The 22,384-nt window shown below is 61.6% G+C and carries 24 protein-coding genes; 8 read left to right on the plus strand and 16 right to left on the minus strand.

Annotated features, from left to right (window positions below):
• Positions 1–236: 236 nt before the first annotated feature.
• From N005_RS14670 to N005_RS14685, 4 genes are all read right to left on the minus strand, one after another.
• The gene (locus N005_RS14670) at positions 237–1,478 is read right to left on the minus strand and encodes an RNA polymerase sigma factor (protein WP_047701847.1); all 1,242 of its coding nucleotides are present in this window, start codon (positions 1,476–1,478) and stop codon (positions 237–239) included.
• Positions 1,478–1,669 carry an SRPBCC family protein gene (locus N005_RS14675; protein WP_047701848.1) on the minus strand — a complete coding sequence of 64 codons (192 nt, stop codon included), beginning with the start codon at positions 1,667–1,669 and terminating at the stop codon, positions 1,478–1,480. The genes N005_RS14670 and N005_RS14675 overlap by 1 nt, the downstream gene beginning before the upstream one ends.
• Before the next feature lie 27 nt (positions 1,670–1,696).
• Positions 1,697–2,041, minus strand: a complete 345-nt coding sequence (locus N005_RS14680) for a YciI family protein (RefSeq protein ID WP_024781205.1) — start codon at positions 2,039–2,041, stop codon at positions 1,697–1,699.
• A gap of 67 nt (positions 2,042–2,108) precedes the next feature.
• The gene (locus tag N005_RS14685) at positions 2,109–2,543 is read right to left on the minus strand and encodes a YybH family protein (protein WP_047701849.1); all 435 of its coding nucleotides are present in this window, start codon (positions 2,541–2,543) and stop codon (positions 2,109–2,111) included.
• Between the two features lie 141 nt (positions 2,544–2,684).
• Here N005_RS14685 and N005_RS14690 point away from each other — a divergent pair, with 141 nt between their 5' ends.
• Positions 2,685–3,179 (plus strand): GNAT family N-acetyltransferase, encoded by a 495-nt coding sequence (locus N005_RS14690; RefSeq protein WP_047701850.1) that lies wholly within the window; start codon positions 2,685–2,687, stop codon positions 3,177–3,179.
• Here the strand turns inward: N005_RS14690 and N005_RS14695 are convergent.
• Positions 3,169–3,654, minus strand: coding sequence for a GyrI-like domain-containing protein (locus tag N005_RS14695; protein ID WP_047701851.1), 486 nt, complete (start codon positions 3,652–3,654; stop codon positions 3,169–3,171). The two genes, N005_RS14690 and N005_RS14695, sit on opposite strands and share 11 nt — an antisense overlap.
• A gap of 79 nt (positions 3,655–3,733) precedes the next feature.
• Positions 3,734–4,396, minus strand: coding sequence for a LysE family translocator (locus N005_RS14700; RefSeq protein ID WP_047701852.1), 663 nt, complete (start codon positions 4,394–4,396; stop codon positions 3,734–3,736).
• A 196-nt stretch (positions 4,397–4,592) separates the two neighbouring features.
• Between N005_RS14700 and alaC the strand changes: the two genes are divergently transcribed.
• Positions 4,593–5,810: an alanine transaminase gene (gene alaC, locus N005_RS14705; RefSeq protein ID WP_047701853.1), complete on the plus strand. Its 1,218-nt coding sequence runs from the start codon at positions 4,593–4,595 to the stop codon at positions 5,808–5,810.
• A gap of 118 nt (positions 5,811–5,928) precedes the next feature.
• Here the strand turns inward: alaC and N005_RS14710 are convergent, their stop codons facing one another.
• Both N005_RS14710 and N005_RS14715 read right to left on the minus strand, forming a co-directional pair.
• Positions 5,929–7,281: a GntP family permease gene (locus tag N005_RS14710; protein ID WP_047701854.1), complete on the minus strand. Its 1,353-nt coding sequence runs from the start codon at positions 7,279–7,281 to the stop codon at positions 5,929–5,931.
• A 92-nt stretch (positions 7,282–7,373) separates the two neighbouring features.
• Positions 7,374–7,907 carry a gluconokinase gene (locus N005_RS14715; RefSeq protein WP_047701855.1) on the minus strand — a complete coding sequence of 178 codons (534 nt, stop codon included), beginning with the start codon at positions 7,905–7,907 and terminating at the stop codon, positions 7,374–7,376.
• A gap of 215 nt (positions 7,908–8,122) precedes the next feature.
• Here N005_RS14715 and gntR point away from each other — a divergent pair, with 215 nt between their 5' ends.
• From gntR to N005_RS14730, 3 genes are all read left to right on the plus strand, one after another.
• Positions 8,123–9,154, plus strand: coding sequence for an HTH-type transcriptional regulator GntR (gene gntR / locus N005_RS14720; RefSeq protein ID WP_047701856.1), 1,032 nt, complete (start codon positions 8,123–8,125; stop codon positions 9,152–9,154).
• Between the two features lie 166 nt (positions 9,155–9,320).
• On the plus strand, positions 9,321–9,872 hold the full coding sequence (locus N005_RS14725) for a hypothetical protein (protein WP_047701857.1): 552 nt from the start codon (positions 9,321–9,323) through the stop codon (positions 9,870–9,872).
• A gap of 194 nt (positions 9,873–10,066) precedes the next feature.
• A complete protein-coding gene (locus tag N005_RS14730; RefSeq protein WP_047701858.1) occupies positions 10,067–10,489 on the plus strand; it encodes a GNAT family N-acetyltransferase in 423 nt (140 codons plus the stop codon).
• A gap of 123 nt (positions 10,490–10,612) precedes the next feature.
• Here N005_RS14730 and def read toward each other — a convergent pair whose 3' ends face one another.
• Positions 10,613–11,152, minus strand: a complete 540-nt coding sequence (gene def, locus N005_RS14735) for a peptide deformylase (RefSeq protein ID WP_047701859.1) — start codon at positions 11,150–11,152, stop codon at positions 10,613–10,615.
• Positions 11,149–12,108 (minus strand): YihY/virulence factor BrkB family protein, encoded by a 960-nt coding sequence (locus N005_RS14740; RefSeq protein WP_047701860.1) that lies wholly within the window; start codon positions 12,106–12,108, stop codon positions 11,149–11,151. The genes def and N005_RS14740 overlap by 4 nt, the downstream gene beginning before the upstream one ends.
• A 236-nt stretch (positions 12,109–12,344) precedes the next feature.
• Between N005_RS14740 and N005_RS14745 the strand changes: the two genes are divergently transcribed.
• The gene (locus tag N005_RS14745; protein ID WP_047701861.1) at positions 12,345–12,722 is read left to right on the plus strand and encodes a hypothetical protein; all 378 of its coding nucleotides are present in this window, start codon (positions 12,345–12,347) and stop codon (positions 12,720–12,722) included.
• Between the two features lie 194 nt (positions 12,723–12,916).
• Here N005_RS14745 and fadD1 read toward each other — a convergent pair whose 3' ends face one another.
• Together fadD1 and fadD2 are read right to left on the minus strand one after the other, a co-directional pair.
• The gene (gene fadD1, locus N005_RS14750; RefSeq protein ID WP_047701862.1) at positions 12,917–14,608 is read right to left on the minus strand and encodes a long-chain-fatty-acid--CoA ligase FadD1; all 1,692 of its coding nucleotides are present in this window, start codon (positions 14,606–14,608) and stop codon (positions 12,917–12,919) included.
• 386 nt (positions 14,609–14,994) lie between these two features.
• Positions 14,995–16,683, minus strand: a complete 1,689-nt coding sequence (gene fadD2 / locus N005_RS14755) for a long-chain-fatty-acid--CoA ligase FadD2 (RefSeq protein ID WP_047698932.1) — start codon at positions 16,681–16,683, stop codon at positions 14,995–14,997.
• A 224-nt stretch (positions 16,684–16,907) separates the two neighbouring features.
• Here fadD2 and N005_RS14760 point away from each other — a divergent pair, with 224 nt between their 5' ends.
• Both N005_RS14760 and N005_RS14765 read left to right on the plus strand, forming a co-directional pair.
• Complete coding sequence (locus tag N005_RS14760; protein WP_047698934.1) at positions 16,908–17,852, plus strand: alpha/beta hydrolase; 945 nt, start codon at positions 16,908–16,910, stop codon at positions 17,850–17,852.
• Between the two features lie 44 nt (positions 17,853–17,896).
• A complete protein-coding gene (locus N005_RS14765; RefSeq protein ID WP_047698936.1) occupies positions 17,897–18,367 on the plus strand; it encodes a MaoC family dehydratase in 471 nt (156 codons plus the stop codon).
• 38 nt (positions 18,368–18,405) lie between these two features.
• Here the strand turns inward: N005_RS14765 and N005_RS14770 are convergent, their stop codons facing one another.
• From N005_RS14770 to N005_RS14785, 4 genes are all read right to left on the minus strand, one after another.
• Positions 18,406–19,269: an efflux RND transporter periplasmic adaptor subunit gene (locus tag N005_RS14770; RefSeq protein ID WP_047701863.1), complete on the minus strand. Its 864-nt coding sequence runs from the start codon at positions 19,267–19,269 to the stop codon at positions 18,406–18,408.
• A 10-nt stretch (positions 19,270–19,279) separates the two neighbouring features.
• On the minus strand, positions 19,280–19,486 hold the full coding sequence (locus N005_RS14775; protein WP_047701864.1) for a DUF1656 domain-containing protein: 207 nt from the start codon (positions 19,484–19,486) through the stop codon (positions 19,280–19,282).
• The gene (locus tag N005_RS14780; RefSeq protein ID WP_047701865.1) at positions 19,473–21,473 is read right to left on the minus strand and encodes an FUSC family protein; all 2,001 of its coding nucleotides are present in this window, start codon (positions 21,471–21,473) and stop codon (positions 19,473–19,475) included. Before N005_RS14780 ends, N005_RS14775 begins: the two co-directional genes overlap by 14 nt.
• A gap of 346 nt (positions 21,474–21,819) precedes the next feature.
• A complete protein-coding gene (locus N005_RS14785) occupies positions 21,820–22,284 on the minus strand; it encodes a ferritin-like domain-containing protein (RefSeq protein ID WP_047701866.1) in 465 nt (154 codons plus the stop codon).
• Positions 22,285–22,384 lie beyond the last annotated feature (100 nt).

Raw genomic sequence — 22,384 nt, forward strand, 5'->3', positions numbered from 1 at the left:
ACCGCATTTCTGTGGGAGCGAGCCTGCTCGCGATTACGGTGGGTCAGCTTGCATAGATGCTGGATGTGCCGACGCCATCGCGAGCAGGCTCGCTCCCACCCTGACCGAAGGCACCCGCAGCCCCTCGCATACACCATTCTCCCTGTGGGAGCGAGCCCTGCTCGCGAAGGCGTCGGTACATCCAACATTTGCATCGACTGGCCCACCGCTTCGCGAGCAGGCTCGCTCCCACAGGTTTATCGCTCGGCCAGCTCCGCGAGCCGCCCCTCAAGAAACCGTCGCTCCGGCAGTTGCTGTGTCAATTCAAGTGCACGCCGATAAGACGCCCTCGCCTCTTCCACTCGTCCCAACTGCCGGCAGAATTCTGCCCGTGCCGAGTGGGCCAGGTGATAGTCGAGCAAGTCGCCCCGCCCCAGGATCGCCTCGATCTGGCGCAACCCCGCCTCCGCCCCGTCGCGCTTGGCCAGGGCAACGGCGCGATTGAGTTCGATCACCGGCGACGGCATCACCCGCAGCAGCACATCATACAGCCCGACGATCTGCGGCCAGTCGGTCTCCTGCGCGGTGGGCGCTTCGGCGTGGACGGCCGCAATCGCCGCTTGCAGGCAATAAGGCCCGAACCGACGGGTATTCAGCGCGGCCTCCACCAACCGGCAACCTTCGGCAATCAGTTGCGCATTCCACAAGGAACGGTCCTGTTCATCCAGCAACACCAGCTCACCGGCATCCGACGTGCGCGCCGTCCTCCGGGATTCGTGCAGCAGCATCAGCGCCAACAACCCCATGACCTCAGCCTCAGGCAACAGCTCCATCAACAGCCGTGCGAGGCGGATGGCTTCGCGAGTCAGGTCTTCCCGGGTCAACTCGGCGCCCATCGAAGCCGAGTAACCTTCGTTGAACACCAGGTAGATCACCCGCAGCACACTGTCCAAGCGTTCGGGCAGTTCCGCACGGGACGGGACCTGGTAGGGGATTTTCGCGTCGCGAATCTTCGCCTTGGCCCGCACGATACGTTGGGCGATGGCCGCGGGTGCGGCGAGGAAGGCCCGGGCGATTTCCTCGGTGCTCAGGTCGCAGACTTCCCGCAGCGTCAACGGCACCTGGGCATCAGCCGCCAGGGCCGGGTGGCAACAGGTGAAAATCAGCCGCAGACGATCGTCTTCCACGTCTTCGTCGCTCCAGTCAGACTGCTCAAGGGCTTCGAGTTGGGCGATCAGCATCGGCTGGGACGCTGCGAAGCGTGCTCGCCTGCGCAAACTGTCGATGGCCTTGAAGCGCCCGGCGGACACCAGCCAGGCCCTCGGGTTGTCCGGCACGCCGTCACGCTGCCAACGCTCGACCGCAATGAAGAAGGCTTCGTGCAGGGCTTCCTCCGCCAGGTCGAAATCCCCCAGCAAGCGAATCAGCGTCGCCAGGATTCGCCGCGAGTCTTGTCGATAGACCTGCTCGACCCGCGCCTTGACCACATCGGCCGACATCAGTCGGGCATGCCTTGGGCGACCAACGCTTCGAGCCGGTCCGGGCTCTGCCCCCCGCCGTCATAGAAGCCCATGGCTTCGTGGGCCTGCCGTTCCTCTCCGCGCCAGTGAAAGGCACGGAAGAGCTTCTGACGCGGGGCATCGATCACCCGGCTGATGGACAACTCGAAAGCAGCAGGTGTGAGGCTCATGGATCGCATCCTGTTGGTGATTGTTGTTCAGGGGTTCAATTGGCGCACCGGTCGGACCTCGACACAGCCGACCCGGGCCGCCGGGATGTTGCCGGCGACCTGGATGGCCTCGTTCAAATCCTTGGCATCGATCAGGTAGAAACCCGCCAGTTGCTCCTTGGTTTCGGCGAACGGCCCGTCGGTGATCGACAGCTTGCCGCCGCGCATGCGCACGGTGGTCGCAGTCTGCACCGACTCCAGGGCCTCGGCGGCGATCATCCGCCCGCTGCCCTGGATCGACTCGGCGTAGGCCATGCACTCGGCGTCCTCCGGACTGTCGGGCGAGTTGTGCAGCGTTTGTTCGTTGCTATACACCAGGCATAAATACTTCATGGAAAACTCCGGGACCGAACGGGTCAACTATGACGGTAGAAGGACGCGGTGGCGAAAAAACCGACGATCAGGGCTGGAGGTCGAATATCGCCGTGCCCGCCATCGGATCGAACGGCGCCGACCAATGCTCATGGACGATCTTCCATTGTCCCGCCATCCGTTGATAGCAGGCCGTCACGCGCATCCAGCAGGCCTGTTCTTCGCCCTTGTCGTTGGTGCCGCCGCAATAGGCCAGCCAATGGGCAAAAGCGATGCTGTCTGCCGCGTTGATCTTGACTTGGTGAAAGTCGAACTTGTGCGGGCCAGGGCACATTTCCATGCAGGCCTGCCAGTGGGCGCGATAGGCGACCTTGCCCTTGAATTGCAGGGCCTGGATGGCATCGAACGAGACGATGTCGTCGTCATAGAGCGCCATGACTTTTTCAACATCCTTGGCCATGACGGCCTGCCGATAGGTGTCGATCAGGGCCTGGATCTGAGTTTCGGTGGTTGAGGTATTCATGGTGATTCTCCACAGGTTTTTGTTGAAGACACCCTTTGTCGTCTGGGGAAACGGCGAATCGACATCCCGGATAAAAATAATTCAAGGAAGAAAATTCGCTAGAATCCAGCCTCATTCCGCCGGCGGCCAACGGACGTTACTGTGACTGCTCAACTTGTCGCCTACGAACATCTGAACGCTGTCCAGCGCCAACAGGTGCAAGCCATCGAGCTCCTTCCTGAACAGGTCCGGTTCGCCGGCGATATCCATGGCGCATTGCACATGCTGCTGTCCCGGCCCTGCCCGGGGATCAAGGGTTTCGCGTTGCTGGTCGACGGCGCGCCGGTGGCGTTCCTGGTGCTCAAGCGGCCGCCTGTGCTGCCCGCCTGGGCCGATGAGCACAGCGCGACCCTGCACGCCCTGCAGGTCGATCACCGGGCCCAGGGCCAGGGCCACGGCAGGGCCTGCCTGCAGGCTCTGCCCGCCGTGGCGCGTGCGACCTGGCCGGAAATCAGGGGGTTGGAACTCTCGGTGGATGCCGCTAACGAACCGGCCATCGGCCTGTATACCCGAATGGGCTGGGTCGACTGTGGCGAGGCCTACAAGGGCCGCGTCGGTTATGAGCGGCGGATGGGCTTGCTGCTCTCTAACTCTTGAGCGGTATCCAGATCTCCAGCGTGCCTTCGCCGGTCCTGGGGTTGAAGTCTTCGCTGTAACGTTCGAACTCCGGAGCGTCCGCCGCCTCGTGACCGGATTGGGGCAACCAGACATTCCAGATGTAGTGAAAGGTGTCCGGCAGGCTTTTCAAGGGTCCACGGTGTTGGAACACCGCATAGTGAGCGGGCTGGATTTCGATCCAGCGGTACTGTTCCGGCAGATCGTCGAGTCGGCTGATCTCCACGCCGGCGATGTATTCGAACCCGCCCTTCCCGTCCGGGTTGCAACACACGCCGTAGGTCACCTCGCTTTTCTGCCCTGGCACGTTACCGAGCCAGGGCAGAAACTTTTCCCAGAGCAGGGGGATACCCTGGGCGGTCTCCTGGGTGAAACGACCGCCAAATCCGGCGATAAGATGAAAGTTTCCGTGTTCGAAGCGTGGTTCGGCTGTGTAATCGCGTTGGGGCTTTTCCATGCGTCAACACTCCGCAAAACATGAGGTCGGGCTTGGCAGTATAGAAGCCAAACCATGATTGCCAGGGCCGTTTCGCTTGTCAGGTCGCTGGGATAAGCGTTGCTCCAGAAGCCCCAACAAACTCGTTGTAACCAGAAACGATCACGTAAACAGCGAAATAACAGAAGATCGCGGCGGATGCCCAATAGGAATAACGCAGCAATTTATCCCCCAATAATTTTCCGCCCTGGGTCGCCGCCAGGCACAGGCCAGCACTCCACAGCAGCCCGGCGCAGAGAAAACCACCGAGGAACAGGACCGAGCTGAGCACGGAGCCACCCCCTGAACGGGCGATGAGCGTACCACCCACGGCCGCGAACCAGAGGATCGCGCTGGGGGATGACATGGCCAGGAAAATCCCGCGCAGGAATTCCTGGCCAGAGGAGTTGCCCTGCACCTCCCCCGCCTGCTCCAGCACTGCCCCGTGATAAATCGCCGAATGGACCATTTTCGCCGCGAAGTACAGCAACAGCACCGAACCGCCAATCCACAGCACCCAGCGCACCGCTTCGTATTGCAGCAACACGGTCATGCCGGCCAGGGCCAGTACCGCGTAGACCAGGTCACCCACGCAGGTGCCCAGGCCGAGGGCGAAGCCCTGGAAATAACCACGCTGCATGGCGAGGGTGATCATCGCGATATTGGCGATGCCGATGTCCAGGCACAGGGAGAGACTCAGCAAAAAGCCGCTGGAAAATTCCATCATCATTCCGTTCGAGTGGGGTATGGCGAATTGAACAGTCCGCACGCATCCACGAGCGGGCCGACAGTGTCGTCGAAAATAGTTGCGGGCCGCCACTGGACAAGCGGCCATGACGGCCATTATCTTGCGCCGCAGGCCACCGCAGTGGCCAACGTCGCTCGGACGGTTCCGGGCGCTCACGTATCTCGAGGCAACAATGGCCGAACAAGGTTCGCCGCGCCGCTTTGCGCGCATCGATCGACTCCCCCCTTACGTATTCAATATCACTGCCGAGCTGAAGATGGCTGCGCGTCGGCGCGGCGAAGACATCATCGACTTGAGCATGGGCAACCCCGACGGTGCCACGCCTCCACACATCGTGGAAAAACTGGTCACCGTCGCCCAGCGTGAAGACACCCACGGCTACTCCACCTCCAAAGGCATCCCGCGCCTGCGCCGCGCCATTTCGCGCTGGTACAAGGACCGCTACGAGGTGGACATCGACCCTGAAAGCGAAGCCATCGTCACCATCGGCTCCAAGGAAGGCCTGGCCCACCTGATGCTGGCGACCCTGGACCAGGGCGACACGGTGCTGGTGCCCAACCCCAGCTATCCGATCCACATCTACGGCGCGGTGATCGCCGGCGCCCAGGTGCGCTCGGTGCCGCTGGTGCCAGGGGTGGACTTCTTCGACGAACTGGAGCGGGCCATTCGCGGTTCGATCCCCAAGCCGAAGATGATGATCCTCGGCTTCCCGTCCAACCCCACCGCCCAGTGCGTGGAGCTGGATTTCTTCGAGCGGGTCATCGCCCTGGCCAAGCAGTACGACGTGCTGGTGATCCACGACCTGGCCTACGCCGACATCGTCTACGACGGCTGGAAAGCGCCATCGATCATGCAGGTGCCTGGCGCGAAGGACATTGCGGTGGAGTTCTTCACCCTGTCCAAGAGCTACAACATGGCCGGCTGGCGCATCGGCTTCATGGTCGGCAACCCGGAACTGGTCAGCGCCCTGGCACGGATCAAGAGTTACCACGACTACGGCACCTTCACCCCGTTGCAAGTGGCCGCCATCGCCGCATTGGAAGGCGATCAGCAGTGCGTGCGCGACATTGCCGAACAGTACCGCCAGCGCCGCAACGTGCTGGTCAAGGGCCTGCATGAACTGGGTTGGATGGTGGAGAATCCCAAGGCGTCGATGTACGTCTGGGCCAAGATTCCCGAGGCCTATGCGCACCTGGGCTCACTGGAGTTTGCCAAGAAGCTGCTGGCCGAAGCCAAGGTCTGCGTTTCGCCGGGGGTGGGCTTCGGCGAGTATGGGGATGATCATGTGCGCTTTGCGCTGATCGAGAACCAGGACCGGATCCGCCAGGCGGTGCGTGGGATCCGGGCGATGTTCCGGGCCGATGGGTTGGTCAGCAAGACCAACGCCTGATACACAACCCAATGTGGGAGCGAGCCTGCTCGCGATAGCGGTGGGTCAGTTGCAGGGATGCTGCTGACATACCGCCATCGCGAGCAGGCTCGCTCCCACAGTTGTTTGTGCCGGGCCTTTAGACCACCAGCGACAGCAACAGGATAAAGCCCAAGCCCACCACCGACAGGATGGTTTCCATCGCCGTCCAGGTCTTGAAGGTTTCGGCCACGGTCATGTTGAAGTACTGCTTGACCAGCCAGAAGCCCGCATCGTTGACGTGGGACAGAATCAACGAACCGGCACCGGTCGCCAATACCAGCAGCTCACGGTTTACCCCCGGAATCATCCCTACCACGGGTACAACGATGCCCGCGCCGGTGATGGTTGCAACGGTGGCCGAACCAGTGGCGATACGAATCACCGCGGCCACCAGCCAGGCCAGCAGGATCGGCGAGATCTGCGCACTTACAGCCATGTGGCCGATTACGTCACCCACGCCGCTGGTCACCAGCATCTGCTTGAAACCACCGCCGGCACCGATGATCAGGATGATCGCGGCGGTCGGTGCGAGGCTGGCGTCCAGCCATTTGAGCATCTGGCTGGAACCGATGCCCTGCTTGTAGCCAAAGGTATACAACGACAGCAACAAGGCCAGCAGCAAGGCCGAGATCGGGTGGCCGATCATGTCCATCCAGGCACGGAAGAGGTTGCCGTCCGGCAGCGCCACGTCAGCGAAGGTCTTGAGCAGCATCAGGAACACCGGGGACAACACGGTGATCAGGGTGATGGCGAAGCTTGGCAGTTCGGCGGCGTTTGTCTCGCGGGCCAGTTGGTCCACCAGTTCCTGGTTCGGATGGCCGGGGATGCGCTTGGCAATGAACGTACCGAAGATCGGGCCGGCGATGATGGCGGTCGGCAGCGCGACGATCAGGCCGTAGAGAATGGTCTTGCCGATGTCGGCACCGAACACGCCGATCGCCAGCAGCGGCCCCGGGTGCGGCGGCACCAGGCCGTGGACGGCGGAAAGACCGGCCAGCAGCGGGATACCGATCTTGATGATCGACACGCCGGTGCGGCGCGCCACGATGAACACCAGCGGGATCAGCAGCACGAAACCGATTTCGAAGAACAACGGGATGCCTACCAGGAATGCGGCGAACATCATCGCCCACTGCACCTTGTCCTTGCCGAAGGCTCGGATCAGGGTCTGGGCGATCTGATCGGCCCCGCCCGACTCGGCCATCATCTTGCCGAGCATCGTGCCCAGCGCCAGGATGATGCCGACGAAGCCCAGAACGCCACCGAAGCCGTCCTGGAACGCCTTGATGATGGTGCCGGTCGGCATGCCCGAGGTCAGGCCGAGGAACGCGGCGGCGATGGTCAGCGCAATGAACGGGTGGAATTTGAACTGGGTGATGAGGAGGATGAGTCCGATCACCGTGACCACTGCATCAAGCAGTAGGAACGTCTCGTGGGACATGCCGAACATGGGAGGTGTCTCCTGATTTGTTGTTGTTATTGAAGCAGTTATTTATGAGCCGTCGGGACAGCGCTATCTTTCTGACGCAAAATTTTTGAAACTCAGCTGGCAAGCTTCAAACCATGGGCCAACCACCAGACGTAAGCCTGGTGGGCCAGTTCGTCAACGCTGTGGCTGGACGCGTCCAGAGCCAGGGTCAGGGGCTCGCCGACAGGGGATTCAAGGGTGGCGAACTGGCTGTCGATCAGGGTCGACGGCATGAAATGGCCGGGCCGGTGGGAAACGCGGTCGGCGGCCACTTCGGGGGTCAATTCAAGGAATACGAAGCCCAGGCCTGGCAAGGCACTGCGCAGACGTTCGCGATAACTGTGCTTGAGGGCCGAGCAGGTCAGCACCGGGCGCTCACCCGTGGCGTCGACACGGCGCAACTCGTCGCACAGGCTGTCGAGCCAGCCGGCACGGTCGTCGTCGTTCAGGGGAATACCGGCGCTCATCTTCTGGATGTTGGCCGCAGGGTGGAAGGTGTCGCCTTCGATGGCGGTGGCGCCGCTCAATTGGCACAGGGCCTGGCTGACGCATGTCTTGCCGCAACCGGCAACGCCCATGATGACCAGGGCGGTGATGGGATTGTTCATGTAACACCTCAGCGCGCAGACAGCGCTACCTTTGCCAGTTATGACACCGCAGCAAAAGCAGAAGTTGCCGACGCCTTCTTGTCATTTTTGTGGTTGCAGCATTTTTCGTCCACGACACCAACGGATGGGATTCAGGCAAACCCCACTCGCGCATTTGCAGCCGCGTCGAGACAGCGCTACCTTAGTGCCTTGATTTTTGTTTGGCAAGCCACCTGATGACCGTCCCCAAGAACGATAAGAATACCCGCACCACCGGTCGCCCCACGCTCAACGAAGTCGCACGCCTGGCCGGTGTCAGCCCCATCACCGCCTCCCGGGCCCTGCGCGGCGTCAGCACCGTGGCCACTGACCTGGTGGAAAAAGTCCGACAGGCGGCACGAGAACTCAACTATGTCGTCAACCCCGCCGCCCGCGCCCTGGCTTCGGCCCAGAGCCACTCGGTGGTGGTGTTGGTGCCGTCGCTGTCCAACCTGCTGTTCATCGACACCCTGGAAGCCATCCATCGCGTCTTGAGGCCCAAGGGCTTCGAAGTGGTGATCGGCAACTATCACTACTCCCGGGACGAAGAAGAAGACCTGCTGCGCAACTACATGGCCTATCAGCCTCGTGGCCTGTTGCTGACCGGCTTCGACCGCACCGAGAGCGCCCGCCGCATGATCGAGGCCAGCAACATTCCCTGTGTCTACATGATGGAACTGGACCCTGGGGCGGGCCTCAACTGCGTCGGCTTTTCCCAGCTCAAGGCCGGCGAGACGGCGGCCGGGCACTTGATCTCTCGCGGCCGCAAACGCCTGGCTTATATCGGCGCACAACTGGACCAGCGCACCTTGTTGCGTGGCGAAGGTTTCCGCCGGGCCCTGCAGCAGGCCGGGCTGTACGACCCGGACCTGGAATTGCTGACGCCGCGCCCGTCATCGGTAGGCCTGGGCGGCGAATTGTTCCTGCAACTGCTGGCCAGTCACCCGGATGTCGACGCGATCTTCTTCGGCAACGACGACCTCGCCCATGGCGCCCTGTTCGAAGCCTTGCGCTGCGGCATCAGGATTCCCGAACAGATCTCGGTCCTCGGCTTCAACGACCTGCCCGCCTCGGCCCACATGGTGCCGCGCCTGAGCAGCATCAGCACGCCAAGGGAAGCCATCGGCCGCCGAGCCGCCGAGCAGATGCTGACGCTGATGGCCGGCAACCGTATTGCCCAACCCGTGGTGGACATGGGCTTCGAGCTCAAGATTCGCGAAAGTACCTGACCCCCGTCTCGTGACGCAGAGGCGGTCGATCCCTGCCGGTCAACGGCAAGGGTTGGCCGCTTCGCCTCGTCTGGTCCCCCTACAGGCCTTGAAAGCACAGGCTCCGGGCGCTCGGCATGGGAATTGCTCCTGCCCATCGCTCAGCCATTACCTACAGGTATCCATCATGTTGGTCAGTGCCAAACAGCAAGCGATGATTCTGCCGCTCAAGCGCCCGGGCGAGGACCCGACCGCCGACGCCGCCAGCGGCCTGCAAAGCGCCGCACTACAGGCGTTGCGCGATAACGTCCAGGCCCAGGCCAGCCAGGGCAATGCCCAGGTCCAGGAGTCCATCACCCGACAGGCCACGCAGCAGGTCAATGCCGCCACCGCCATCAGCGACAAGGTCGATGAGGCATTCGCCAAGACCCGCGTGCAGTTGCAGACCGTCGCCGCCCAGGATGCTCCGGCGCGCCAGACCGACAGTTCGGCATTGAAGGATTTCAAGGACTACATGAACAAGACGCCCGAAGAGCGCCTGCGCGACGCCATTCTCGCCGAGATGGGCATCAGCGAAGAAGAATACGCGGCGATGCCACCCGAGAAGCAACTGGCGGTCGGCCAGGAAATTGCCCAGCGCATGCAGGACAAGGCGGCCATGGCACAGGTGGAAAAGGCTCAGGAACAGCGCAATACCGGAGAGAAGGATAAGGCTGCGGCACTTCTCGCGTCGCTCTGAGCCTGCCGGCGGCCAGCAGATGAGGCGCCGGGGGTGAAAAACCTGTGGGAGCAAAGCTTGCTCGCGATAGCGACAGATCAGTCAGCATGGTTGGTGATTGATTTACCGCAATCGCGCGCAAGCTTTGCTCCCACAGGTTTATCGAAGCGTGTTCCCTTATAATCTGCCCTCCTCACCACCCCCACGACGTTGCCATGTCCGAAATCCGCTACGCGCTGCTCGATGAACCGCTCTGGCCGCTGATGAACAAGTTCTACCGCGCCCATCAGTCGTCGATGAAAGCCGTGCGTGACGCGCAGCTGTGGGTGGCGAGACGGGATGACATCGTCGCCGCCCTCTGCCTGCGATCGGTGGCGGGTGGACACTGGTTGACGGGGTTGTTTGTCGATCCGGCACACCGCGGCAAAGGGATCGCGGCGGGGTTGATCGCCGAAGCGGTGAAAGCCGTGGAGGCACCGGTGTGGCTGTTCTGCCACCCGGAACTGCGCGGGTTCTACGAGCGACACGGCTTCACTTTCGATCCCGCCCTGCCCTACGCGATGGCCGAACGGCTGAGCCGGTATGCCCGCAGCAAGCCGATGATTGCGATGGGGCTGGAGCCAGGAACGCGGTCCTGAGCCTATCACCGGTCCTGTGGGAGCGAGCCTGCTCGCGAAGGCGGCAGGGTATTCAACAACGATGCAAGCTCTGGGTGGCGATAGCGCTCGTCCGAGCGAGGCACAGAGGATTGAGGTGAATGTTCAATCGTCGGCCGTCGGATCCAGATCCGGGAACATCACCTCGGTAAACCCGAACTTGCTGAAGTCGGTGATGCGCGACGGGTACAGCCGGCCGATCAGGTGATCGCATTCATGCTGCACCACCCGTGCGTGGAAACCCGAGGCTGTCCGCACGATCGGCTCGCCCTTGGGATCGAAGCCTTCGTAACGGATGTGCTGGTAACGATCGACCGCCCCGCGCAGGCCAGGCACTGACAGGCAGCCTTCGAAACCCTCTTCCATCAGCGGGCTCAGCGGCGTGATCAGCGGGTTGATCAGAATGGTCTGGGGCACGGCTTCCGCATCGGGGTAACGCTCGCTGTGTTCGAAGCCGAAAATCACCAGTTGCAGGTCCACGCCGATCTGCGGCGCCGCCAAGCCGACGCCACCGACGCTTTCCATGGTCTGGAACATGTCGTCGATCAATTGCCACAGCTCCGGGCTGTCGAACATCTGCGGCGGAACCGGCGGAGCGATGCGCAGCAGGCGCGCATCGCCCATCTTGAGGATTTCTCGAATCATGGTCGGGCTTCGCCTGTGTTCGGATCGGTGTCCGGCTTGATGGAGTGGTCGCGCGCCAGCCCCGAGACATGCTGTTTCCAGTGCTCGTCCGGCACCTTCTCACCACGGTCCTTGCCTTCGGCGGACATGTGTTCGATCACCGCGTTCATTTCCGCCCCCAGCAGCAACACCGCCGCCGAGATATAGAAGTACAGCAGCAACACGATGATCGCACCGATACTGCCATACATGGCGTTGTAGTTGGCAAAGGTCTTGACGTAAAAAGCGAAGCCCAGGGAGGCGATGATCCACACCACCACCGCCAGCACCGAGCCCGGGGTGATGAAGCGAAACTCCTGCTTCACGTCGGGCATCACGTAGTAGATCAGCGCCACCGCCACCATCAACAGGATCACGATCACCGGCCAGCGCACGATCGTCCAGAGCGTGACGATGAATTCCTCCAACCCGACCTGGGCCGCAATCCATTCCATCACCTGCGGCCCGAGGACCATCAGCGCGGCCGCGATGAGCAGCATGCCGGCGATGCCGACCGTGTAGATAATCGACAGCGGAAAGCGCTTCCAGGCCGGACGCCCCTCGACCACATCGTAGGCGGCATTCATCGCGCTCATCATCAGCCGCACCCCGGCCGAGGCGGTCCACAACGCAACCACGATCCCCACCGACAACAACCCGCCCTTGGATTGCTGGAGCTGGTCGATCACCGGGTTGACCTGCTCCAGCGCCTGGGGCGGCAACACCAGCTCGGATTGCAGGCGCAGCCACGAGAAGAAATCCGGCAGATGCAGGAAGCCGATCAGCGCGATCAGAAAGAGAATGAAGGGGAACAGGGAAAACAGCATCTGGTAGGCCAGTGCCGAGGCGTAGGTGGACATCTCGTCGTCGAGAAATTCGGTCACCGTACGCACCATCACGCGGTGCAGAGGCAAGCCTTTCATGTCCGGAAATATCATGAGCGTCTCCTTTCGCCGCAAAAAAGGGGTCGCGTGGCGACTCAAGGGGCGTTTTTTACCTCAAAGTAGCCTGTTTGGCGACTTTGGGACAATCTCATCCCGACGCAGAATTGACCCATGCCCCACAGCGCAAGTTTCATTCTTCGCACCGGCAGGGCTTTATGTTTGCCCGGCAACCGTCGAGAATGCCCCACGTATTCAGGCTCGGCCCGAAGCTTTAATCCCGTAGGAACGTTATGAAACTCGATAAGAAGCAGGCCATCGCCCGCAGAAACCAGGAACTGGGCGGCGCCGTCCTGGGCGTCAACAACTGCCACTTCAGCGAATTGAACCGCAACCGCAACATCTTCTGGTTCAACATCCCTGTGACCCGCCTGGCTGTCGGCCAGTACGAATGGATTCATCTGCTGCTGCACACCCCGGCCACCGACGAGCTGCTGCACCTGAAAGTGCCGACCGTATTCCTGCGAGAAAAAATGGAAGGCCTGGAAGTACGCAACCAGGGCAAGCGCAAGGCCGCCCTGAGCCTGGAATTGAGCGCCGATAAGGATTCGTACCTGCAGGACATGCGACCGGGTGGCACCAACCTGGATTTTGCGCAGTTCAGGTTGTGACCCCGGCCGCTGACGTATGCAGCTTGGGATTATGTGGGAGCAAGGCTTGCCCGCGATGAAGGCGCCACGACTCTAAAACGGACCGCATCAACTTCATCGCGGGCAAGCCTTGCTCCCACAGGGCCTTGCTTCAAGTAGTTGCCCAACGTAAACAAAAAGCCCCGCTTCGGCGGGGCTTTTTGTTTACACGCTATTCACTTCTTCACACCCAACTTCCTGAGCTCTTCATCCCGCAACTCACGCCGCAGGATCTTGCCGACGTTGGTGGTTGGCAACGCATCGCGGAACTCGACGGCCTTGGGTACCTTGTAGCCGGTGACGTTGGCACGCATATGCTCCATCACCTGCTCCTTGGTCAATGTGGCGCCTGGCCGGACGACGATGAAGATCTTGATCGCCTCGCCGGACTTCTCGTCCGGTACACCGATGGCGGCGCATTGCAGCACGCCCGGCAAGGTGGCCAGCACATCTTCCAGCTCGTTGGGATACACGTTGAAGCCAGAAATCAGGATCATGTCTTTCTTGCGATCGACGATGCGCATATAGCCGTCCGGCTGAATCACTGCGATATCGCCGGTCTTCAGCCAGCCCTCGCTGTCGAGGATTTCGTCGGTGGCCTCCTGGCGCTGCCAGTAGCCCTTCATCACTTGAGGGCCTTTCACACACAATTCGCCGACTTCGCCCAGAGGCAACTCGACGCCCGCATCATTGATGACCTTGCACAGCGTCGACGGCACCGGAATGCCGATGGTGCCGACCTGGATGTTCTGGATCGGATTGACCGTGGCCACCGGGCTGGTTTCAGTCATGCCATAGCCTTCGCAGATCGGGCAACCGGTGACCGCTTTCCAGCGCTCGGCAGCGGCCAGTTGCAGGGCCATGCCACCGGACAAGGTGACTTTCAGCGCGGAGAAATCCAGCTTGCGGAAGCCCTCGTTGTTACACAGCGCGACAAACAGGGTATTGAGGCCGACGAAACCGCTGAACTTCCACTTCGACAGTTCCTTGACCATCGCCGGAAGGTCGCGCGGGTTGCTGATCAGGATGTTGTGGTTGCCGATCAGCATCATCGCCATGCAATGGAAGGTGAAGGCGTAGATGTGGTACAGCGGCAGCGGCGTGATCAGCACTTCGCAACCTTCATTGAGGTTGGAGCCCATCAGCGCCTTGCACTGCAGCATGTTCGCCACCAGGTTGCGATGGCTCAGCATCGCGCCCTTGGCCACGCCGGTGGTGCCGCCGGTGTACTGCAACACGGCCACCTCGTCGCTGCCCGGGTTGGCTTCGGTCACTGGCCGGCCGTGGCCCTTGCTCAGCACATCGTTGAACTTGACCGCCTTGGGCAGGTGATAGGCCGGAACCATCTTCTTGACGTACTTGATCACGCTGTTGATCAGCAGCCGCTTGAGCGGCGGCAACAGGTCGGCCACCTCGGTGACGATGACGTGCTTGACGCCTGTCTTCGGCACCACGGTCTCGGCCAGGTGCGCCATGTTCGCCAGGCACACCAGTGCCTTGGCGCCGGAGTCGTTGAACTGGTGCTCCATCTCCCGCGCGGTGTACAGCGGATTGGTATTGACCACGACGAGGCCGGCACGGATCGCCCCGAACACCGCCACCGGGTACTGCAGGACGTTGGGCAATTGCACGGCGATTCGATCGCCCGGCTGCAAATCGGTATGCTGTTGCAGATACGCGGCAAAGGCCCCGGACAATTCGTACAGTTCACCGTAGGTGATCGTCTTGCCGAGGTTGCTGAATGCCGGCTTGTCGGCGAAGCGTTGGCAGGACTGCTTCAACACCGCCTGAATATTCGGATACTCGTCTGGATTGATGTCGGCAGCAATCCCAGCTGGGTACTTATCCTTCCAAAAGTCTTCGAACATGGAAGCCCACTCCTCAGCAACGCGAATTCTCACCGCATTTGATGCGATTATTATTGGTGTGTTTGTTGGTGAATCTGGCTTGGATGAAGGCCGAGAAGTCACAAAAGCGCGCCGAGAGTAGCAGCTTTGCCGAGGGTCGACTAGAGCCAAAAGTGGCCGGCATGGTCACTAATCCGACTCAAGAATATGCAATGGTCACTTTTAGAGTAAAAATTCTATAGACCTGTAGGAAGGCTCTGAAGTCGACCTTCTTTTTTGCTTAAGCCACCAAACCAATGTGGGAGCGAGCCTGCTCGCGATAGCGGTGTGTCAGCCAATATTCCTGTGACTGACTACCGCTATCGCGAGCAGGCTCGCTCCCACAAAGGGCGTGTGCATGGTCTACATCAAGCGATATCGCGCAGCTCCCGGCGCAGGATCTTGCCCACCGGTGTCATCGGCAGCGACTCTCGCAACACGATGTGCTTGGGTATCTTGTAGCCGGTGAAGTTCTCCTTGCAGTAGGCCTTGAGTTCTTCGAGGCTGACGCCCGTCTCCCGCGCCACCACGAACAGTTTCACCGCCTCCCCCGAGCGCTCGTCCGGCACACCGATCACCGCGCAATTGGCAACCTTCGGGTGGGCCATCACCACATCTTCGATTTCGTTGGGGTACACGTTGAAACCCGAGACGATGATCATGTCCTTCTTGCGGTCGACGATCCGCACGAAACCGTCCGGGTCGATCACCGCGATGTCACCGGACTTGAACCAACCCTCGCTGTCCAGCACCTCGGCAGTGGCTTCAGGCTTGTTCCAGTAGCCTTTCATGATCTGCGGCCCCTTGATGCACAGCTCGCCACGCTCGCCCAGGGGCTGTTCGGCGCCGTCGTCGCTGATCACTTTCATGAGCGTGCCTGGCACCGGCAGACCCACCGTGCCCAGCCGCGACCTCTTGCCGTAAGGGTTGGTACAGGCCACGGGCGAGGTTTCGGTCAGGCCATAGCCTTCGGTGATACGGCAGCCCGTGAGCTGCTCCCAACGATCCGCCGTGGCCTTGACCAGCGCGGTGCCGCCGGAATTGGTGAGTTTGAGGCTGGAGAAATCCAGGGTCTTGAAATCCGGATGGTCCATCAACGCCACGAACAACGTGTTGAGCCCCAACAAAGCCGAGAAACGCCAGTTTTTCAGCTCCTTGATAAAACCGCCGATGTCCCTCGGGTTGGTGATCAGCACGTTGTGGTTGCCGGTGACCATCATGCACATGCAGTTCGCCGTGAACGCATAGATGTGATAGAGCGGCAACGGCGCGATCATCACTTCCTGGCCTTCGCGCAGCAGCGGCTGGCCGTCGTCGCCGAACTGGCCCAGGCACGCCCTGGCCTGTTGCATGTTCGCCACCAGGTTGCCATGGGTCAGCATCGCGCCCTTTGCCAAGCCGGTGGTGCCACCGGTGTACTGCAGCACCGCGATATCGTCGAGGCCGACCTTCAGGGGCTTGATGGCCTGGCCACGTCCCAGGCGCAAGGCGCTCTTGAAGGAAATGGCCTGGGGCAGCGAATACGCCGGGACCATTTTCTTGACCTTGTTCACCACGGTGTTGACCAGCCAGCCCTTGGCGGCGGGCATCAGGTCGCCCATTTTCGCTTCGATCAGGTATTGCAGGTCCGTGTCGGGCAGCACTTCCTGAACCTTGCTGCCGAACAGGTTCATGTACACCAGCGCCCGGGCACCGGAGTCCTTGAACTGGTGGCGCATTTCCCGCGGCGTGTACAGCGGGTTGGTGTTGACCACAATCAGCCCGGCGCGCAAGGCACCGAACACGGCAATAGGATATTGCAGGACATTGGGCATCTGCACCGCGATACGGTCACCGGGGACCAGATCGGTATGGGTCTGCAGGTAACCGGCGAACGCCGCGCTGCAGCGCTCGAGCTCGGCATAGGTGAGGGTCACGCCCATGTTGCTGAACGCCGGGCGGTCGACGAATTTCTTGCAGGAACGCTCGAACACCTCGATGACCGACTTGTAGGCCCCCAGGTCGATGTCCGAGGGCACGCCGGCCGGGCGTTTGTCATTCCAGAAATCAGGCTGCATTGTTTTTGTCCTCTTTACCTGAACCTATCCCGGGCCGCTTCTGGATTGCTCGCAGAAGCGGAGCTCTTGGGACACTAGCAGCTCTGGCCAATCAGGCAAATACGGCAATTTGTGTCATAGATTGTGTGAATCTTGCCGCCTACGTGTGGCCTGATCAGGCGAGACGCAACGGATGCGCTATACAATGGAGCAACATCGCCCATGCGCCCATGTAAAGGATCGTCATGATTCATCAAACGTTCTGGCTGACCGCGACCGACCACAGCCGCCTGTTCGTCAATCAGTGGTTGCCCGAAACCGCGCCCCGGGCCGTGATCATGCTGGCTCACGGCATGGCCGAACACAGCGGCCGCTATGGGCGCCTGGCCCAGGCCTTCTGTGACGAAGGCTACGGTGTCTACGCGCCGGACTTGCGCGGCCATGGCAAGACCGGTGAAGGAGCGATCCTCGGCCACTATGCCGACGAAGATGGCTGGGCCAAAGTGGTCGGCGACCTGGCCAGCCTCAACCATCACATCGTTCAGCAACATCCCGACGTGCCAATCGTGCTGTTGGGCCACAGCATGGGCAGCTACATCGCCCAGGCGTACCTGTTGCATCACAGCGCGAGCCTGCATGGAGCGATTCTCAGCGGTTCCAATTTCCAACCGGTGGCGCTGTATCGCGTCGCCCGCCTGATCGCCCGTTTCGAACGCTGGCGCCAGGGCGCCACCGGGCGCAGTGCCTTGATCGAATGGCTGTCGTTCGGCAGTTTCAATCAGAAATTCAAGCCGACACGCACGCCCTTCGACTGGCTCAGCCGCGACCCGGCCGAGGTGGACAAGTATGTCCACGACCCACTGTGCGGCTTTCGTTGCAGCAATCAGCTGTGGGTCGACCTGCTCGGCGGCTTGCAGCAAATCAGCAAAGCGTCCAATCTCGCCCAGATCGATCCGGACCTGCCGTTGCTGGTCATTGGCGGTGAATGTGATCCGGTGAGCGAAGGCAAGCGTCTCAAGGATCTGGCCGACGCCCTGCGCAGCGCCGGCAGCCAGCACCTGCAATTGACGATTTACCCACAGGCCCGGCATGAATTGTTCAACGAAACCAACCGCGATGAAGTGACGGCCGATGTGTTGACCTGGATTGCCCAGGCCCTGACCCACAAGCGCCCGCCACGCAGCGAATAGTTTTCCAGCGTTTTTTCCATTACCCGCCACAGGATCGGAAACAGATGACCCAGGTTACCAATACGCCTTACGAAGCCCTCGAAGTCGGCCAGACCGCCAGCTACAGCAAATCTGTCGAAGAGCGCGACATCCAGCTATTCGCCGCCATGTCGGGCGATCACAACCCCGTGCACCTGGACCCCGAATTCGCCGCGGCGAGCATGTTCAAGGAACGCATCGCCCATGGCATGTTCAGCGGTGCGTTGATCAGCGCGGCGGTGGCGTGCGAGTTGCCTGGGCCCGGGACTATCTACATCGGCCAGCAGATGAGCTTCCAGAAACCGGTCAAGATCGGCGACACCCTGACCGTACGCCTGGAGATCCTGGAAAAACTGCCGAAGTTTCGCGTACGCATCGCCACTCGCGTGTTCAACCAGCGCGATGAACTGGTGGTGGATGGCGAGGCCGAGATCCTCGCGCCGCGCAAGCAACAGACGGTGACCTTGCCGACGTTGCCGGCGATCAGCATCGGCTGATTCACAGGCCGCTCGCCACAATGATCTCAGTGTCAGCGTTATCGAATGTGCTCCCGCACCTGCACACTCGCCGTCATCCCCGCACTCAGGTTCACCCCTTCCGGCACCTTGTCCAGCTTGATCCGCACCGGGATCCGCTGGGCCAGGCGCACCCAGTTGAAGGTCGGTTCCACCTCCGCCAGCAGTTGCGCGTCCGGGTTGGTGTTGCGGTCGGTAATGCCGCGGCTGACGCTTTCGACGTGACCTTCCAGGGCGTGACCGGCGCTCATCAGCCAGACCTTGACCAGGTCGCCCACGCGGATCCTCGGCAGTTTGGTCTCTTCGAAATAGGCCTGCACATAGAACGTCGAATCGTCGATCAGCGCCATGACCGGCTGCCCGGCATTGACGTAGTTGCCTTCGGCCAGCCGCAGGTTGGTGATGTGACCGCTACGAGGCGCCAGGACCTGGCTGCGGGCCAGGTTGAGTTCGGCGACCTTGGCCTCGGCCTGGGCCTCGCGCAGTTCGCCCCGGGCGATGCCGGCGTTGATCTGGGCATTTTCCCGCAGCTCGGCGCTGATGGCCTGGGGCCCCAGGGCGGCGCGGCGACTGGCTTCGTGCTCGCGCAGGCTCAGTTGCTGCTGACGGGTCTGGACCACTGCCCTGGCCTTCTCCACGGCGGCTTCGAAGCGCTCGCGGTCGATGCTCAGCAATAGATCGCCGGCCTTGACCTGCTGGTTATCCACCGCCTTGAGCTCACGCACCCAGCCCGACACGTCGGGAGCGATCACCACCACGTCGGCGCGAATCCGCGCATCCCGGGTCCAGGGCGTGAGCATGTAGTACTGCCACAGGTGAAACCCGGCGAAAATCGCCAATGCCACCACGCCCAGCGTAATGGCGACACGTACGGAGGTACGCATGTTCAACTCCTTATAACGGCCCGATGACCAGGGTAATCACTGTCAGGACACAGACATACAGGGCGCAGTCGAACAAGGCTTCGTGCCAGATCCAACGGCCGGCCGGCACCAGGCTGAGCAACAGGCGCAATGCACCGGTCACCAGCAAGGCCAGCACCACATAAATCAGGAACGGGCTGAGCAACACCCCGCCAATCGACCATTCACGCAAGCCCATGGCTGTGCTCCCCTCGTTCCGGTTCGTGCTGGCGGCACCAGGCGCGCCAGCTGTTCTGCAATTGCACCACCGCGCCCTGGGCCAACTTCAGCGCATCGCCGGGTGGCTCTGTCGACAGCACCTTCAGGAACTCGGCGCTGGCCGGGGCCAACGCATCGGTCTGCTCACCGGACGGACCGCGTTCGAGCACCTGCTCCAGCGCTTCGAAATAACGGCGCTGCGCCCGGCTGTCGGACACCTGGGCGACGGCCAGACTCAAGCGCAGGTGCAACAGTTCATCGCCGATATCCAGGCCGAGCAGCCCATCATCCCAACGGCTGCGCGACGGGACCGGCAGCTCGGGATAATGTCGCGCCAGTTGCAACAGCCGATCGGCCATGCGCCCGCCGAACCAGCTCTCCGCGCCACTGAGATTGCGCCGGGTCAGGCGCACCAGGTCATCCAGGGTCGCAGCCAGCAGGCGACGGCCGTGCCAGGCCGGATCGCGCAGAATCAGCAGATTGAATGCCAACACCGCCGCCCCTACGCCGATCATCATTGCCTGAGCGTTATTGAAGAATGCCGCCACGTCGTACTTCATGGCGTTGAGCGGTGACACCAGCACCACAAAATGCAGGCAGAACGACGTCGCCGTGGCGAAGATCGGCGGCTTGGCCATGCCCAGCGCACCGAAGAACAGCGGCACGCCCATGGCCATGCACAGCATGGCGAAGCTGCTCCACTGCGGCAGCAGGATCTCGCCGATCACGAATGCGGTCGGCACGGCCAGCAGAATGCCCCGCAGGAAACTCATGCCGATCTGCGCGCCGTTTTCGCGACTGGCAAACAAGCTGCACACCACACACGTCAGCACCAACGCCCCCGACGCGGCGGGCCAGGCCGTTGCCAGCCAGAAGCAGGAGACGGCCAGAAAGGCCAGGGCACTGCGCGCGCCGAACACCATGGCCAGGGACAAGTCGCGATGGGGCGTCAAGGTGCGCGGCGGATCCGATGCCTCCCTGCCCTCCCGCACCGCCGCCAGCGCCGCGCAGGCGGCCAGGGCGGTGTCGAGCAACAAGGCGAAACGCGCCAGGCAGTAACTTTGCGCCGAGCTGATCGACGGGTCGTGAGAAGCGTCCAGCACCCGCGGTCGCAAGGCTTGCAGCGTTGCCGTGTCGGCGTCGAGGGCTTGTTGCACCTCGCTCATCCAGGGTTGGAGAGCCTCGGCTTCGGCCGGTTCGAGTTGCTTCCATTGCCGGCGCACCGAACGGGCGATACGCAGCAGCATCAGCAATTTCTGGCTCAAGCCGCTGATGGCCCGGGCGCGCTGTCGACCCAGGCTGCCTTCGAACCAGGCATGTTCGCGCTGGGCATCCACCGCGACGATCCGGCCGAGGATCTCCAGCAAGCCCTTGCGTGCCTGGGCGTCGCCGGCCAGGGTGGCACGGGCCGCCTGCATACCGCTCTGCCAGGCCGCGTGGGCCTGGCCCGCCAACTGTCGCTCGACCCGCAACGGCCAGAGCAAGGCGCTGGCGGCCGTGGCGCAGACGATGCCCAGGCTGATCTCGGTGCAGCGCGCCACCGCTTGATCGAACACCCCCAGCGGGTGGGAAACGGCCGGCAAGGCGATGATCGCCACCGTGTATCCGGCCAACACGAAGGAATAGGACCAGGCACTTCGCAACAGTGTCGAACAGGCCGTGCACAGGCCCAGCCACAAGGCCAGCGCCAACAGGAACAACCACGGCGTCTGAGCGAACAGGCTCATGAAGACCACCGACATGACGGTCCCCACCAAAGTACCGAGCAGCCGCGCCAACCCCTTTTGAACCACCATCCCGGACAGCGGCTGCGCCACGATGAACGCGGTCATCAGCGCCCACGACGGCTGCTCCAGCCCCCAACGCAATGCCAGCCACAGCGCCAGTCCGCCACCGAGGACGGTCTTGATGGCGAACTGCACAGCGAGGCGGTCGGGGGCGAACAAGGCCTGGAGGGTAATGGGCACTCAGAAAACTCTTTCAGGGGCTGCAGTAACGATAGTTGCAATGATGCGTAATGGGGCAGGCGCAATTATTAGCTAGCTACCTATTTGAGTCCAGAGCTGATTACCCGTGGATTCGACAAGACACTTTTTCTGAAAACCACATGATGATACCGGACGGTATTTGCCCCCACTTTGTGCCGGGCGCTGGTGTGGCGAGGGAGCTTGCTCCCGCTCGATGGGAGCTTGCTCCCAGCAAGCTCCCTCGCCACAAAAGTTTCCTCGCCACATCAGGGTTTCCATCCACCGCTGACCAAGCGCCACAAAAAAACGCCAGGCAAGCTGGCGTTTTCTGGATCAAGCACATGTATCAGCTGGCGCGTGCCTGGTTACGCAGCGCCTTGACCTGATCGTGGTTGCGTTGCACGCCGTGGTATTGGCGTTCAACCAGGTCACGGATGCCGACCAGATTGTGCTTGGTGATCTTATCCATGGCTTCCCTGTAGGCCTTCAGCGCATGGTCTTCGCCGCGCTCGGCTTCGTTGAGCACCGCTTCCTCGTCCTTGCCGGTGAACATGGACTTCACATCCACCCAACGGCGGTGCAGGTCACCGGAAACACTGGTGGAGGTCTCCGGATCGCCACCCAACGAGCGAACGGCGGCTTGCAGTTCGGATGCGGCGGTGGCGCAATCGGTGGAACGTTGCACGAACAGGGCCTTGAGTTGCGGATGCTTGATGTCTTCGGCGCAGGTCTTGAAGCCTTCCTGACCATCCTTGCTGGTCTGGATCAGGTCGTTCAGGACGGCGATGGCTTCTTTGTTCATATCGGTCATTTTTCAATTCCTTTGCTGGTGAATAAAAAAACCTGCAAGGAATATTGCATCGGTCATGCCAGCTCCGACGGACAAAAATTAACTTTAAAAATCAACATGT

Source organism: Pseudomonas mediterranea CFBP 5447 (genome assembly GCF_000774145.1).
Taxonomy (GTDB): Bacteria; Pseudomonadota; Gammaproteobacteria; order Pseudomonadales; family Pseudomonadaceae; genus Aquipseudomonas; species Aquipseudomonas mediterranea.